This is a genomic window from Petrotoga sp. Shatin.DS.tank11.9.2.9.3 (assembly GCF_003665005.1).
GTDB lineage: Bacteria > Thermotogota > Thermotogae > Petrotogales > Petrotogaceae > Petrotoga > Petrotoga mobilis.
Map to the genome: position 1 here is coordinate 70934 of NZ_JGVT01000006.1, position 16485 is coordinate 87418.

Below are 16485 nucleotides of genomic sequence, written 5' to 3' on the forward strand. Positions count from 1 at the left end.
TTAAATAAAACTAGGTTTTGGGGATCTTAAGGGGCAAAGCCCCTTAACGCGTGGAGGCGATACCAACTATGTTTGTCCCATTATCAGGTGCAGATATTACTGACTTAGAGAAAAAAACCATCATGGATGTTTTGAATTCTGAAAGACTGGCTTTGGGCCCTTATTTAGAAAAGTTCCAAGAAATAATAAAAGAATATACTGGAATGAAATACGCTCTGGCTGTGAACAGCGGGACATCAGCCTTACATTTGGTTTTAAGGGCTTTAGATTTTCAACAAAATCAAAAGATGATCGTAACGCCTTTCACTTTTATTTCTTCAGCCAACGTGGCTTTGTTTGAGAAGGGAGTACCGGTCTTTGTTGATATAGATCCTCATACTTACAACTTATCCGTTAAAAATTTACAAGAATTCATAGACAAAGATTACAAAGACGACGTTACGACTTTTATGGGTGTGGATATTTTTGGAGTCCCCTTGGAATGGGATGAGATACTTGAGATTCTTCCAGATAAAATTAAAATAATTGAAGATTCTTGTGAAGCATTAGGTGGAGAATATAAAGGGCGTAAATTAGGAACTTTTGGAAAGGCTGGTACATACGCCTTTTACCCAAACAAGCAGATAACCACAGGTGAAGGTGGGGTTATCGTTACTGATGACGAAGAAATATTTGACTTATGTAAGTCCATGTGTAACCAAGGTAGAGGTAAAAATGGAGAGTGGTTAATCAGTGAAAGGCTCGGATACAATTATCGCATGGATGAAATGTCTGCAGCACTTGGTTTTGCTCAAATGAAACGGATAGAGGAAATAAGTTCTAAAAGAAAAGAGAAGGCTATGAATTATTTTGAGTTGTTCAAAAATGAAGAAAGAGTAGTTCTACCCTTTATTCCTCAAGAAGCTACCTCTCAAAGTTGGTTTGTTTTCGTTTTGAGATTGAACTTAGATTGGGTATCAGAGTTAATTCATATACCCGAATGGGTTAGAAATTTTGACTTACCTATAAAAATTGAATGGGAACAGAATCGAAAAGAATGGAAAGAATTAATAAATAAGATTAGAAATATCTTACAAACCTTCTTAAAAAAATTGAATGAAAAAGGTGTAGAATCCAAAAATTACTTTTATCCTGTTCACTTACAACCTTTTTATAGAAAAATGTTCGGCTATGAAGAAGGAGATTTCCCGGTCACGGAGCTGATCTCATCTTTAACTTTTGCGATCCCATTTTTCTCCAATATCAGTCTTGAAGAACAGAATTACGTATATCAAATAATAACAGAAAGCTTAACGGAGATAAAAAATGAAACATTTGTCTAAAAGATCTTTTAGATTGATGATAATTGACTATATTTTGTTTTTCCTTGCTTACATTGTTGCAATGTTCATAAGGTTTCAATTTGACTTTGTGGAGATGAGAAAGTACATCTCCCCCATCTTTTTCTTTCCTTTGCTTATGGTAATTGTTTTTTATTACTCTGGAATATATAGATACATTTGGAGATTTGCCACTCTCAACGAATTAAGACCTGTATTCAACAGTGGTTTCATAGGTTTTCTTATCAACTTTTTTGTTTTTGAGTTTGTAAGAAGATATATAAGCGATATTTTCACACTTCCTTTCAGTGTGGCTGCGACTGCATCAGTGGTTGGAGTTGTCTTTGTTTCAGCTAGTAGGATATATTGGTTTTCAAGGCATTCTCGAAATTATAAAAAGCGACTAAACGGCATTAAAAATATCCTTATAATCGGCGCAGGAGATGCGGGGACAGAATTGTTGGGAGAATATGAGAGGCATCCAGAAGAGGGATCAGTTGTTGGCTTTTTGGATGATGATCCAGAAAAGATAGGAAGAAATATTCGAGGCTATCCTGTACTGGGGAAGATAAACCAAGTTATGGATTTTGTTGAAAAATACAACGTTGAAGAGGTTATAATAGCTATTCCCAGTGCTTCATCAGATCAGATAAAAAAAATCATAGATTATGTTGATACAACAAAGGTTAGGCTAAAAACTTTGCCAGGAATCTTGGAAATTTTAGATAACAAGTTATCGCTTGGTTTTCTACGAGAGGTCGATATTTCCGATTTATTAGGTAGAAAGGAAGTTAGTGTTGATTTAAAAGAGATCAAAGATTACATAAAAGGCAAAAAAATACTCGTTACTGGTGCAGGGGGAAGTATAGGCTCTGAAATATGTAGACAGGTTTTACCAATGGGTCCTAAAGCTCTTTTCTTACTTGGAAAAGGTGAAAACAGTATTTTTGAAATATCAAATGAACTGAGAGACAAGTTCTCAGATGCGTTTATAGAAGAAATTATCGCAGATGTATCCGATGAAAACAGAATGAGATATTTGTTTTCAAAATATAAATTTGATGTTGTTTTTCACGCCGCTGCTCATAAACATGTACCCCTCATGCAAAAAAATCCAACAGAAGCCTTCAGGGTCAACACAATTGGAACTTACACTGTTGCAAAACTTTCAGGAGAATATAATGTAGAAAGATTTGTATTTATTTCTACCGACAAAGCTATTAAACCAACATCTATAATGGGTACTTCAAAGAGACTTGGAGAAATTATAGTAAAGACATTGTCTAATTTTTATCAAACAAAGTATGGAATAGTGAGGTTCGGCAACGTTTTAGGAAGTAGAGGGAGTGTAATTCCAATTTTCAAAGAACAGATACAAAAGGGTGGTCCCGTTACGGTCACACATCCCAATATGAAAAGGTATTTCATGACTATTCCGGAGGCTGTCTCTTTAGTATTACAATGTGGACAGTTTGCTCAAAAGGCTGAAATATTCGTTTTAGAAATGGGAGAGCCCGTAAATATTGATCGATTAGCCAGGGATTTGATCAGACTTTCGGGGTACATTCCTGATCAAGATATAAAAATAGTTTATACAGGAATCAGGCCTGGTGAGAAATTATACGAAGAAATATTTTTAGAAGATGAAGATTACGAAAAAACTAGAAACAAAAGAATCTTTATTTCAAAATCTAACAATCACGAAATAAACGAAGAAAAACTAAATGAATTGATAGAACGAATAAATATAATAATAAAAAATAACGATTACAACAGTGTTATTGAGATAATAAAAGATTACATACCAGATTCAAATATATCAGAGATCAGCTAAGAGGCGCTAACAACTACAACCATCATACAAGGAGGCAAAAAACTATGAAAGCATTAATACTCTGTGCGGGAAAAGGAACAAGACTTCGACCACTCACCTTCACAAACGCTAAACCATTGATACCAATAGCTAACAAACCAACCATCATGTACAGCTTAGAAAAAATAAGAGACGCAGGGGTAACAGAGATCGGTTTGGTAGTAAATTCAGAAAATATAGAAGATTTTAAAAACGTCTTAGGAGACGGTAGTCAATTAGGTATAAGATTATCATATATTATACAAGAACATCCAAAAGGTTTGGCTCATGCGGTAAAGGTATCAAAAGAATTCCTTGATAATGACGACTTTATAATGTATCTAGGGGATAACCTGATAAATTTTGATCTTAAAAATTTTATAGACCAGTTTAAGCAAGGAAATTATGAATCTTTTATACTATTGACTTCCGTAGATAACCCTTCCCAATTTGGAATAGCAGTGATGGAAGATTCGAAAGTGACAAAAGTTGTCGAAAAACCAAAAGATGCTCCATCGAATCTTGCAATAATTGGGGTTTATATATTTACCCCAAAGGTTTTTGAGGCAATTGAAAATATTCAACCTTCGTGGAGAGGGGAACTTGAAATAACCGATGCCATTCAATGGTTAATAGATAATTCAAACAATGTCGGAGCTCATATAGTGGAGGGATGGTGGAAAGATACAGGAAAACCTGAAGATTTAATCGAGGCAAATAGAACGATTCTCAGTAATTTAAAAGAGCAAAAAATAGAAGGAGAAATAAGATCAGATTCTTCGGTCCAAGGAATGGTCCACATAGGGAAAAATACGAAGATAATGAACTCTATCGTCAGAGGACCTGTAATAATTGGGGAAAACGTTACAATAAGCAATGCCTACATAGGACCATATACAAGCATCGGTGACAGTGCCTATATAAACTCTTCAGAGATTGAGAACAGTATAATCTTAAGTTATGCAAATATTTCAAATGTGTATATAAGGATAGAATCATCTATTATAGGAGAAAATTCAAAGATTTATTCAGCAGAACGAAAACCATATTCTCTAAAATTGATAATAGGCGATTATAGCAACATACAAATACCAAAATAATAGATAGTTAACTTGGGGGTGAAAATAATAGACGACAAAATAGAGATAATAACTGAACTTTGGAACAAACTGTATTCTGATAACCATAAATTGGAAATTCTTTTAGACTTTTTAAAATCAAAAAAAGATTCTTTCACGTACGCACCAAACGATAAATTTTGGTATAAGAAAGGTTTGGTCTATTCTACTTACGTGGATCTGTTCGCTGGTGATTTTGACAAAATGAAAGAAAAATTAGATTATTTGAGCAATTTAGGTGTAACTATATTATGGCTTCTTCCTATTTTACAGTCTCCAATGAAGGACCAAGGATTCGATATTTCTGATTTTTACAAAGTTCGAGATGAATTAGGTGGAAACGAAAGTTTTTTTGAATTTATCAATCTTGCTCACGAAAAAGGTATAAAAATTCTTTTTGATGTTGCAATAAATCATACTTCTGATGAGCATCCATGGTTTCAAGAGGCAAAAAGATCAAAAGATTCTAAGTATAGGGATTATTACATATGGAGTGACACAGATAAAAAATACTCCCAAGCCCGACTGCTTTTTAAAGGTATGGTAAACAGCAACTGGACCTACAACCCAGAAATGAAAGATTATTACTTTCATAGATTTTACGAAATACAGCCGGACTTAAATTACAAAAATCCTGATGTACTGATAGAGATGATAAAAATTTTTACCTTCTGGAAAGAACACGGTGTGGATGGTTTTAGAATGGATGCAGCACCGTTTTTATGGAAAGAAGAAGGTACTAACTGTGAAAATTTAATTCAAACCCACTGGATTTTAAAAATATTCAGAGCAGCTTTAGATTACCTAAAAGAAGGAACAGCATTGATCGCAGAAGCCAATCAGCCTCCTAAAGACGTTGTTGCTTATTTTGGTAATTCTGATGAATGCCAGGTTGCATACCATTTCCCAGTTATGCCAAAAATTTTTTTGTCTATTGCTGAAGGTAACCCCAATTATATAATAGAAACTCTTTCTGAAAGAGTTACCCCACCCATTCCAGAAAATTGTCAATGGTTCGTTTTTTTAAGGTGTCACGATGAATTAACCTTAGAATTCGTCGATCCAGAAGAAAGGGCAAAGATGTTGAAATACTACTTGCTCGATGAAAGATGGAATTTCAGAGAAGGAGAAGGGATCGCAGGAAGATTGTACAACCAAATGGGTAAGGATTATAAAAAAGTGCTTTTAGCTTATTCAATTTTGTTTTCTTTGGATGGAACACCCATAAATTATTATGGCGATGAAATAGGAATGGAAAATGATGAAGAATTCTATAGAAAAATGACTGAAAAAATAAGCCATAAAGATTCAAGATTTTTCAACAGAGGACCTTTCGATGAAGAGAAAAGAAAAGAGGCTCTTAACAACACTGACAGCGACAGTTATAAGATTTTTCATGGAATAAAAAAGATACTTGATTTGAAAAAGGAAAACGAAGATTTGTTTTCAGAAAAGCCAATCTATGAAAATATCGATGGAGTATTTAAAATTACTCGAAAAAAAGAAAATAAAAGTATTGTTATCTATAACAACTTGACCGCTGATAGCAAATCATTAGATAGTATCATTTTGCAACCTCATGAATATGTTTGGAAAATAAGTTAAAACGCTTTGATGAACCTAATGGAAGGTGCGAAATCCTCTTCCCTGCTGGGCTAGGGACCGCAGGTCCCTTCCTTAAATGGGCGGGAAGCGGGGCGAAGGGGCGCTATATATAAAGTTTCTAAAGATAGTCAAAACCGTTTTAGGAGGAAAAAAGATTGATAAAAAATGATTTCATTGAAATAAAAAGAATAGTCTCTGATGCAGGTGAAAAATTAAAAATGTGGAGCACCCAGAATTTCCATGTTAATTCAAAAAAGTCTCGAACCGATCTTGTAACCGATGTAGATTACCAAATACAGGAATATCTAATAGAAGAGATAAATAAAAGTTTCCCAAATTCATCATTTTTAGCAGAAGAATCAGGACTAACCGAAACCCCTGAGAAAAATGAATATTGGGTTATAGACCCCATAGATGGTACGGTTAATTTTTCAAGGGGCTTGCCAGAACATTGTATCTCGGTAGCCTATGTTGAAAATAAAGAACCAACGATAGGTATTATTTATTCACCTTTTATGAACCTTTTTTACTCTGCCACAAAAAACAATGGCGCTTATTTAAACGATAAAATATTGCGACCACATTGGGCTAAAATTTTTGAAGATGCTATGATTTCCCTTGGAAATGAGAGAGGGAAAACATACAAATATTTTAAAGCATTAGAAGAAAAAGTTATGAGGATTAGATTGTTTGGTACCGCTGCCTTGCAGATCGCTTATGTGGCCTCGGGTTATTTGGATGCCTTCATATCTATAAGATCTCATCCATGGGATGTAGCAGCAGGGCATCTAATATTAAAAGAAGCCGGCGGGGAAATTGTAGATCTCGAAGGGAAAAATGTAGATATTTTTCAATCTGATGCTCTTTACTGTAATCCTTACCTTATTCAAGATCTGATAAATAATTTAAAAAATATTCAAAAATTTCAATGATGGATAATTTGAATGAGCTTTTTCAGAAAATACTAAAAAAGGGAAGAGCTTACAAGTTCTTCCCTTATTGTATTTATAGAGGTTTATCAAAATTGGTTTATGTACCTACTAATCTCCCAATCAGTTACCGCTATCCTGAACTCTTCAATCTCCTTTTCTTTTAATTCTACAAATTTTTCAAATATATGTTTTCCCAAAACATCTTTTATAAGTTCATCATTTTTCAAAGCTTCCAAGGATTCTTGGAGTGACCCAGGTAAATATCTAATATTTTTTTCGTTCTTTTCTCTGTGGTCCATTTCGTAAATGTTTCCATCAACGGGTTGAGGAGGTTCGATCTTGTTTTTTATACCTTCTAAACCAGCTGAAAACACACTTGCTAGCAGTAAATAAGGATTTGCCGTTGGATCTGGAGATCTCAGTTCTAATCTAGTTCCTTCACCTCTTGACATCGGTATTCTTACTAAAGCACTTCTGTTTGATACTGACCACGCGATGTTAACAGGGGCTTCGTATCCCGGAACTAACCTTTTATATGAGTTTATCGTAGGATTTGCCAAAACGGTTATCGAATCAATATGTTTAAAAACACCACCAATAAACCATCTAAGCTCATTACTTAACTGATAAGTACCGTTTGGATCGTAAAATATATTTTTTCCGTCTTTAAAGATACTCAAGTGGGTATGCATCCCTGAACCGTTCATACCAAAAAATGGCTTAGGCATAAACGTTGCCCACAGCCCGTTCAATAGGGCTATCGTCCTTACAACCAATTTAAAAGTTTGAATATTGTCAGCGGTTCTTAAGGCGTTGTCGTACCTGAAATCAATCTCGTGCTGAGAATTGGCTACTTCGTGGTGAGCAGCCTCCACTCTAATACCCATACTTTGTAGAGTTTCCACCATGTTTTTTCTGACCCTTTCCCCTAAATCTATCGGAAGTAAATCAAAATAGCCTCCCTTATCAAGAGGAGATAATACTGGCTGCCTGGTTTCCTCATCTCTTGGGAGAATAAAAAATTCTGGTTCCGGACCGGCATATGGGGTATAACCGTACTCTTTCATCTCATTCATGACTTTCTTCAACACATATCTGGGGTCACCTTGGAAATGCTTCCCATCTGAAGCATAAATGTCGCAAATAAATCTACCCACTTTTTCTCTTTCGACTGTCCATGGTAGAACTGTAAATGTATCTAGGTCAGGTTTAAGTAACATATCCGATTCGTTGATTCTCACTAGTCCCTCAATTGATGAACCATCAAACATAGTCCCGTTTGTCAAAGAAGATTCCAATTCAGTAGATGGAATTTCTACGTTTTTTAATGCACCGTTGATATCTGTAATTTGGAGTCTAATAAACTTTATTCCTTGACTTTCTATCTGTTCCAATAGTTCCTCTTTTGTCATAAATTTTTTTCCCTCCCAATAAAGTAGAATTTTTGATGGACAATTATGAATTCAAATTGATCCAACTTTTACATATCTTGAGTCCTTCACTTGCATCTTTAGCGTAGGCATCACATCCAAAGGTTTCAGCAAGTTTTCTGTTCATCGAGGCACCGCCGGCAATAACTTTCACGTTAAGGTTCAATCTTTTCAGTTCATTTACCACCTCTTCTATTTTTCCCACGGTAGTTGTCATCATAGCCGAGAGCCCTAATATATTTGGTTTTTCTTTTTGTACAGCGTCGATTATTATAGAAGTTTCCACATCTTTGCCAAGATCTATAATTTTGAAGTTAGCGCTTCTTAATACTGCTGCTACTATATTTTTACCAATATCGTGTATATCTCCTTCTACCGTGGCTAGTACGACTTTAGCTTTTTTATCGTTTTGAGATTCAGGAATCAAATTGTTTAGGTAATCAAAAATGGGTTTGACAGTTTCGGCAGCTAACAATAACTCAGGAAGATATATGTTCCCTTGTGCGTAGAGGTCTCCGATCTTTTCCATCGCTTTACCCAGCACATCTTGACTAACTTCTAATGGACTTTTCTCTTTTAACTGATTTTCAATGATTCGTTTTACTTCACCTTCTTCACCTTGTAGGATTTTCTCGGTTAATTCATCTTGTTTTTCAACCTTAGTTGGTATTACAATATTTTTATCCAACAATAGGTTGCCATTCAACGTGTTCATAAGAAACTCATCTTCTGGATTTAAGATGGCTGAAGTCAAGCCTTTACTTTTTGCCCTTGAGAGAAAAGCTGCATTTATATAATTTCTGTTTGGTAAACCGAAACTAAGATTCGAAAGACCCATAGTGGTATTGAACCCATTTTGCGAGAGTAATTTTACCGTCTCCAAGGTAACGTTTGGATCGTTATTGGCAGCAAGGGACAGCACCAATGGGTCAACTATAATTCTATCTTTACTTATTCCTTTACTTTCTATGTATGGCCATTTTCTTAGCATTAGTTGCAGTCTTTCTTCTGCAGATTCTAAGATTTCTTTCTCAAGCGCTAATACTATTAATAACCCACCATATTTTTTAATCAACTCTAGTTTTCTGTCTAGATCTTTTTTACTCAATTTAGAAGAATTGATTATTGGTCTTCCTGGATACTCTTTTAAAGCGCTCTCTAAAAACCCAATATTTTGAATGTCAAAAGAAATAGGAAGAGAAGAGTGTTTGTCTAATTCTATGATAATTTGTTTGAAATGCTCTTCGTTCAAAATCTTTTCGATACCCAAGTTAACGTCTATTGCATGGGCTTTTGCATTTTTTTGATTGTTTGCCCTTTTTATTACATTATCGAAGTTGAATTCTTCAATTTCATTTTGAAATTTTTTGTTCCCCGCAGGATTTATTCTCTCTCCGATAACGGTAAAAGGATAAAATTTGTTTAAGATTGTTCTTGAAGAATACATAATAGGTATTTCTTTAACTATTTTTTTAGATCTTCTTTTTACCATATTCCTAATTACCTTTATGTGTTCTGGAGAGGTACCACAACAGCCTCCAATAATATTTACTCCTAAATCTAAATAGTCTTCAACAAACATTCCAAATATTTCGGGCGTCATTTTGTATTCCAAATTTTTTCCATCAAAAATGGGTTTACCAGCGTTTGGTTCGACTGATAAAAACTTGTTTGTTGAGAGTGATAGACGCTCAAAAACCTTTAAAAGATCCTCGGGACCCAAAGTACAGTTAATTCCTAGTACATCTACATCTAAATCATTAAAAACATTCGCAAAGATTTCCACAGAAGTCCCCGTAACGGAACGGCCGTTCTCTTCAAACGTCATATGAGCTATTAAAGGTAAATCTTCTGTAACTTTTCTTATTCCATATACAGCAGCCTTTAACTCTTTTATATCCGTCATTGTCTCTACGATAAATCCATCTACACCGCTTTCAAATAGAACTTTTGCTTGCTGAAAATACTCATCTATTGCTTCGTCCATTTCAAGAGCTCCCATAGGCTTTGGATACTCTCCTAGAGAAGATAGATCGCCAAAGACCAAAGCTTTGCCTTTTGATGCTTGCTTGGCAATTTCAACTGCTTTGACGTTGACCTTTTCGAATGCTTCTTCATAATTTAGCTCTTTGAGTTTTCGTCGATTTCCACTAAAAGTATTAGTTAAAAGAATGTCTGCTCCAGATTTTACGTATTCACTTTGTAGATTGTAAACTACTTCTGGATATTCGATGTTTAAAATCTCAGCAGGAATATTTTTATATCCTCTTTTTATAAATTCTGTTCCATATCCTCCGTCTAAAATGAGTATCTTTTCATTCAATATTTCTGCAAACTCTTTTCTATTCATCATACCACCCTATCATACATACAGTACTTTTTCTTGGAGTTATGATACCAGTTTCTTTGTTGACAACTACTATCTCTGTTTTGAGTAAATTACAGACGATATCCCAATTTTTTCTCACATCTATATCCGAATATCCAGGAGAAAATCTCCTGGTACCTTTACCGAAATCTTTTCTAAGTTTTTTATCGATAGATTCGTTGAACGCTTCTATGGCTTCTGAAGCCCAAGCATCCATTAACATGGAAGAGAGAGTATTGGCGTTTGATATATAGTTGTCTATTTCGTATCCTAAGGTGGATACAAAAAAAGTGATCGACTTAACACCTTCGAAAGATTTAGGAATCAGCTCTTTTGGAAGTGAGTCTACTTTATATGTGTCACATATGGCTTTTGGTTGTGCTAATTCTAAGCCGATCTTGTATATTTTATTTATTTCTTCTTTTAATTTGTCGTTGATTTGGAATTTAGATCCATTGAAGCCTGCTCGGAGTAAGTATATTTTTTTTTGAGGCATTATTTCATAAGTTTCTGGAATGTAGATTTTAATAAAATTCCCCCTCCTGTTATTTCGATAATAACATCTTTAGAAAGTCCTGTGATAGCGCCCCTTCGCCCCGCAGCCCGCCCATAAGGAAAAGGTTCTTTACCCTTTCATCCAACTCCCCACCCATAAGGAAAAGATTCTTTGTCCTTTTATCCATTTCCCCCCATCTACGGAAGAACAAAAGACTATGCCTTTAGCCACGTCCCCCATCTATGATTAGATCTGCAAGTTGTCCTAAATCGTCAACTACAAGATCCGGTTTTATTGCAGAATCTTTTAGGTCCTCTAATTTTGCTTCCCCGGTTAATACTAATGTAGATAACGTACCAGCGTTTATTCCAATTAATATATCAGTATACAACCTGTCTCCAACTATACAGGTTTTTTCTGGGGTTACTTGATAATCTTTCATTATCATTTCTAAAATCTTGGGATCTGGTTTCCCAAAGATGATGTCGGGTTCTTTATTGCATGCTTTAGATACTACACTTGCAATAGCAGCGGTATCGGGGATAGGCCCTTCTTCAGTTGGACAGTTCAAATCTGGATTAGTAACAAAAAAGAAGGCCCCTTTAGATACAAATATGGAGGCTTTTGCCAATTTATCATAGGTTAAACTTTTATCGAAAGTAACTACCACCATCTCAGGGAAATCTGTAACAATTTCATGGCCTAACTTTTCATACTCTTCTATCATTGAGGGAGTAGCCACCAAAAAAATTCTTTTTGTACCAAATTTATTTTTTATATACTCTGCAGCAGCGATACCTGCTGTGTAGATTTCGTTTTCTTTTATTGGATAGTTTAAAGCGTTAAACTCTTGTAAGTATTCTTTCTTTGATTTGTTGGAGTTGTTGGTTAAAAAGACAAGCTTTTTATTTTGCCTTTTTAAAAGGTTGGAGAATTTTAGTGCGCCGTTAACTAACTTTTGACTGACATAAAAAGTACCGTCTATATCTAAAACGAAGAGTTCTATTTGTTGTAATTTTTCGATTGTTTTTATATCGTTTATCAGAGTAAAAACCACCTTTTTTAAAATTTAATTCTGTTTTTAGAAACTCTAAACCTTTTATTAGCGCCCCTTCGCCCCGCTCCCCACCCATAAGGAAAAGATTCTTTTGTCATTTCATCCAGCTCCCCACCCATAAGGAAAAGGAGCCTTTACCCTTTTGACCCGCAGGCCTGCTTATGCATTTAATTATATCAAAAAATTAAAAGTTTGTTGCTTTTTTTCTATTTCAAACGATAGCTAAGAATAAAATATGTTATAATAAATGGAATAAAAAGTATTCAAATTCTTCTAGATCAAGAGGTGAAATAATGCAAGTCAACGTTTCTAATAGTGGTTTGTATTTATCAAGAATAGTACAAGGGATGATGAGACTTAGAGACTGGAATTTTTCAACAGAACAAACAGAAAAATTTATTATGAAAGCGATAGATTTAGGAGTAACTACTTTCGATCATGCCGATATTTATGGAAATTATACTTGTGAAGGCTTATTTGGAGAAGTTTTAAAGTCAAATCCTTCTTTAAGAGATAAGATGCAAATTGTAACTAAGTGTGGCATAGTACTTCCTAACAAGGAGACAAAAAGAATTCATTATTACGATACTAGCAAAGAACATATTTTGAAATCTGTAGATAATTCCCTTCGTAGTCTTCATACCGATTATATCGATTTACTACTGATACATCGCCCAGATCCCTTCATGAACCCAGAAGAAATTGCAGAAGCCTTCTTAGAATTACACAAATCTGGTAAAGTTCGTTTCTTCGGAGTGTCAAACTTCACCATCAATCAGTTTGAAGCTTTACAATCGAAATTGAATCTTCCTTTGGTGACTAATCAGATAGAAATCTCTCCATTCAACTTAGAACATTTTGAAAACGATAATATTTATTTTCTAAAAGGGAAAAATATCAATCCAATGGCTTGGTCACCTTTGGCGGGTGGGAAGTTATTCGATGGTTCAAACGATAAATCGGTAAGAATATTGACGACGTTGAAAGAAGTTGGCAAAGAACTCGGTATCGATTCTGTAGATACTGTTGTATACGCATGGCTTTTAAACCATACTGTCGGTGTAATCCCTATTTCAGGAAGCGGTAGGTTAGAAAGACTTAAGAACGCTGTTGAAGCTCTGAACGTAGAAATGACGAGAGAACATTGGTTTAAGATCTATGAAGCAGCCCTCGGCCATGATGTACCGTAAAGGAGACGATGATTTTATATGATATTTACAATAACGCTTAATCCATGTTTAGATAGGTACCTTTATGTAGATAAATTAAAAACAGATGATACTACCCGAGTTAAAAAGATAAAAGACTATCCTGCAGGAAAAGGAATAGATGTTTCAAGAGCAATTAAAGAATTGGAAGGTAAATCCGTAGCTATTTCTTTTCTTGGTGGTGAAAACGGAAGAAAGATTGAGGAAATGTTGGACAAAGAAGGGGTAATATACACAGCTGTTAGAATTACAAAAGAAACGAGAATGAACATCATTCTACAGGAACGAAATTCTCAATACCGGCTGAGTGTTCAGGGCCCAAAGATTCCAAAAACTGATTTGAACCAACTGTATGAGACTCTCAAACTTTTAATCAGAGAAAATGATACCGTTGTTATTTCAGGAAGTTTGCCACCAGGAGTAACCCCAAATTTTTATGCAGAAATAATTTCTTACCTTAAAAGGAAAAACGCTAAGGTATATTTTGATGCCGATGGTGAAAATTTAAAAGTCGGAATCGAATCACACCCTGATTGTATCAAACCTAATTTATACGAGTTTCAAAGGGTTCTTGATAAAAAAATAAATGAGATTGACCAAGACGAACTTGCTAAATATGGTTTGGAGCTAATTGATAAGTACGGAATAAAAGAAATATTGCTTACTCTAGGATCAAACGGAGCTATGTTTATCTCAAAGGAGAGTTGCCTATACGCTCCTTCCATAGATGTCCCTGTTCAAAGTGCGGTTGGATCCGGAGATTCCTTTCTTGCCGCTTACGTTTTAAAACGTGAAGAAGGCGCAAATGTAGAAGAAGCCTTTAAATGGGCAAATGCCTCAGGTAATGCCTCAGTCATAACTCCAGGAACAGAACTTTGTAGAAAAAATGACGTTTTGAGGCTTTTAGATGAAGTCAAAATCGAGAAGATATTTTAACAAAGATTTGGGAGGTGCAAATTTTAAATGAATAATCTTCACGTCGTTGATCATCCTTTGATAAAACACAAACTTTCTATAATGAGAAATAAAGACACAGGACCTAAAGAATTCCGGGAACTTTTGAAGGAGATAACCCTTTTGCTAACCTATGAAGCAGCCAGAAATCTCCCTACGATGGAAGTTGAAGTTGAAACGCCAATTGCACAGACAAAGGGAGAAATGGTTGAAGATAAAAAAGTTACCATAGTTCCTATATTGCGAGCAGGCTTAGGTATGCTGGATGGTGTTCTTTCATTGGTTCCAAACGCCAGTGTGGGCTTTCTGGGTGTGTATAGAGATCCCGAAACCCTCAATGCAATAGAGTATTATGTGAAGTTTCCACCTTTGACAGAAGACCATCAAATCTTTATTCTCGATCCTATGCTTGCCACAGGACATTCTATGAATCATGCTATAAAACAAGTGAAAAAACGAGGTGGACAAAATATCACTATTATGTCCTTGATAGCCGCTCCTGAAGGGGTTAACGTAGTTGTAAGTGAAAACCCAGATGTGATTATTTATACTGCTGCTTTGGATAATAAACTCAATTCAAAAGCGTATATTGTTCCCGGATTAGGGGATGCAGGAGACAGATTGTACAGGACCAAATAAAGAATATCGGGGGCATTTGGATGTCGAAATTGTTGAGGCATACATTTCTTTTCTCTTTGGCAACTCTTATAAGTAGACTTTTAGGCCTTTTGCGGGATGCTACCTTTGCTCATTATTTTGGGATTAGTGCAGAGTACGATGCATATTTAGTTGCCATTCTTCTACCTTTTTTTCTTCGGAAAATCTTCGCTGATGGAGCCCTCTCCTCAGCTTTTATTCCTTTATTTACAAGAAAACAAGGAAAAGATTCTCAGGTTTTTCTTAGCACCACAATATGGTTTGTATTAATAACGACTGTTTTATTATATATACCTGTATATCTCTTTTCCGACCAAATAGTTTTAGTTTTGGGAACAGGTTTGTCCGAATCAACTATGGAATTAACCTCTTATTTGTTGAAAATTACATATCCATTTATAATTTTTATCTCTTTGTGGGCAATAGCTACCGGTGTTTTAAATAGTAAAGATATCTATTTTGGGCCTGCTTTCGCTCCAGCTTTATCCAACCTTTGCAGTATCGTTTTTATCTTTTTATCTTCTTACTTTTCCCCAAGAATATTGGGACCAACTATAGGATTCACAGTGGGTGGAGTTTTACAGTTTTTGTTGGTTTATTATCTTTTGAGAAAGATACACTTCCGGATGACACTTGATTTTAATTTCAAAGATCTGAAAAGTATAATGAACTTGTTTGGTCCCGCATTATTAGGAGTAGCCGTAGCTTCCTTGAATACATTGGTCGATACCAATATCGCAACCTGGACCGGTACTGGCGGTGTCTCGACCATTCAATACGCCTTAAGAGTTTATCAGCTTCCTTTGAGTATATTTGCCATCAGCGTTGCAAACGCTCTTTTACCTAAATTATCGTATTCTTCGAGTATAAAAGATGAAAAAGAATACAACAAGAATTTGAAAGATAGTATAGAACTAACTTTGTTCTTTGCAATTCCTTCCATGTTCGGTTTGATATTTTTAAACAATGAGATCGTGGCTTTGATATATCAACATGGTAGTTTTACCTTTGAAGATACGTTGATAACAGCAAAAACTTTGTTGTATTATTCTATAGGGCTTCCATTTTATTCTTTACATACCATCTTCATTAGGACTTATCACTCTAAATTGAATACAAGGTATCCTTCTTTAGTCGCAGTTGTAATGCTTTCAGTGAACGCAATTCTCGATGTTTTGTTGGCTTTCAGATATGGTGTTGTTGGAATTGCCTTTGCAACTTCTATTTCTGGAATTATCGGCATGTTTATGACTGGTTTCAATATTATTAAAGGTTTGACTGGTGAAGATTGGGTAGAAATATTTAAAATTTTCATCGCAAGCGCTTTTATGTCCATATTTATTGTGACTTGTAAAGGATTTTTCGATTCGAGATTGTTAGTTGTTCTCCTGATTGCTCTTAGTGTCATCGTCTACTTCCTATCAGCGTACCTTATAGGTTCTAAAAAGTTAAAATTAGCAATAAACCTTTTCTTGAAAAGAAAATAAGA

The 16485-nt window shown here is 35.1% G+C and carries 13 protein-coding genes; 9 read left to right on the forward strand and 4 right to left on the reverse strand.

The features are described from left to right. The first annotated feature begins 68 nt into the window (after positions 1-68). From BZ25_RS06980 to BZ25_RS07000, 5 genes are all read left to right on the forward strand, one after another. A complete protein-coding gene (locus BZ25_RS06980; protein WP_121567495.1) occupies positions 69-1322 on the forward strand; it encodes a DegT/DnrJ/EryC1/StrS aminotransferase family protein in 1254 nt (417 codons plus the stop codon). After that, complete coding sequence (locus tag BZ25_RS06985) at positions 1306-3153, forward strand: nucleoside-diphosphate sugar epimerase/dehydratase (RefSeq protein WP_121567496.1); 1848 nt, start codon at positions 1306-1308, stop codon at positions 3151-3153. Before BZ25_RS06980 ends, BZ25_RS06985 begins: the two co-directional genes overlap by 17 nt. A 44-nt stretch (positions 3154-3197) precedes the next feature. Continuing rightward, positions 3198-4271 (forward strand): glucose-1-phosphate thymidylyltransferase, encoded by a 1074-nt coding sequence (locus BZ25_RS06990; protein ID WP_121567497.1) that lies wholly within the window; start codon positions 3198-3200, stop codon positions 4269-4271. An 18-nt stretch (positions 4272-4289) separates the two neighbouring features. Beyond that, positions 4290-5894, forward strand: a complete 1605-nt coding sequence (locus BZ25_RS06995) for an alpha-amylase family glycosyl hydrolase (RefSeq protein ID WP_121567516.1) — start codon at positions 4290-4292, stop codon at positions 5892-5894. 155 nt (positions 5895-6049) lie between these two features. Next, positions 6050-6826 carry an inositol monophosphatase gene (locus BZ25_RS07000; RefSeq protein WP_121567498.1) on the forward strand — a complete coding sequence of 259 codons (777 nt, stop codon included), beginning with the start codon at positions 6050-6052 and terminating at the stop codon, positions 6824-6826. An 86-nt stretch (positions 6827-6912) separates the two neighbouring features. On the opposite strand, the gene glnA is transcribed toward BZ25_RS07000, so the two are convergent. The 4 genes from glnA to BZ25_RS07020 all read right to left on the reverse strand — a co-directional run bounded on the left by glnA (position 6913) and on the right by BZ25_RS07020 (position 12177). Next, a complete protein-coding gene (gene glnA / locus BZ25_RS07005; RefSeq protein ID WP_121567499.1) occupies positions 6913-8238 on the reverse strand; it encodes a type I glutamate--ammonia ligase in 1326 nt (441 codons plus the stop codon). 43 nt (positions 8239-8281) lie between these two features. After that, positions 8282-10609 (reverse strand): homocysteine S-methyltransferase family protein, encoded by a 2328-nt coding sequence (locus BZ25_RS07010; protein ID WP_233552369.1) that lies wholly within the window; start codon positions 10607-10609, stop codon positions 8282-8284. Continuing rightward, a complete protein-coding gene (locus BZ25_RS07015) occupies positions 10599-11120 on the reverse strand; it encodes a vitamin B12 dependent methionine synthase activation region (protein ID WP_012209577.1) in 522 nt (173 codons plus the stop codon). Before BZ25_RS07015 ends, BZ25_RS07010 begins: the two co-directional genes overlap by 11 nt. A gap of 223 nt (positions 11121-11343) precedes the next feature. Beyond that, positions 11344-12177, reverse strand: a complete 834-nt coding sequence (locus BZ25_RS07020; RefSeq protein ID WP_121567501.1) for an HAD-IIA family hydrolase — start codon at positions 12175-12177, stop codon at positions 11344-11346. A 293-nt stretch (positions 12178-12470) separates the two neighbouring features. On the opposite strand from BZ25_RS07020, the gene BZ25_RS07025 reads away from it, so the two are divergent. Genes BZ25_RS07025 through murJ form a run of 4 tightly spaced genes read left to right on the forward strand, consistent with a single transcriptional unit; the run spans position 12471 to position 16483 of the window. After that, positions 12471-13367, forward strand: a complete 897-nt coding sequence (locus tag BZ25_RS07025; protein ID WP_199676876.1) for an aldo/keto reductase family oxidoreductase — start codon at positions 12471-12473, stop codon at positions 13365-13367. A gap of 18 nt (positions 13368-13385) precedes the next feature. Beyond that, positions 13386-14321: a 1-phosphofructokinase family hexose kinase gene (locus BZ25_RS07030; protein WP_121567503.1), complete on the forward strand. Its 936-nt coding sequence runs from the start codon at positions 13386-13388 to the stop codon at positions 14319-14321. Positions 14322-14348: 27 nt separating this feature from the next. After that, entirely contained in the window at positions 14349-14978 is a 630-nt protein-coding gene (upp, locus tag BZ25_RS07035) for a uracil phosphoribosyltransferase (protein ID WP_121567504.1), read from the forward strand. Positions 14979-14998: 20 nt separating this feature from the next. Next, positions 14999-16483: a murein biosynthesis integral membrane protein MurJ gene (murJ, locus tag BZ25_RS07040; protein ID WP_121567505.1), complete on the forward strand. Its 1485-nt coding sequence runs from the start codon at positions 14999-15001 to the stop codon at positions 16481-16483. Positions 16484-16485 lie beyond the last annotated feature (2 nt).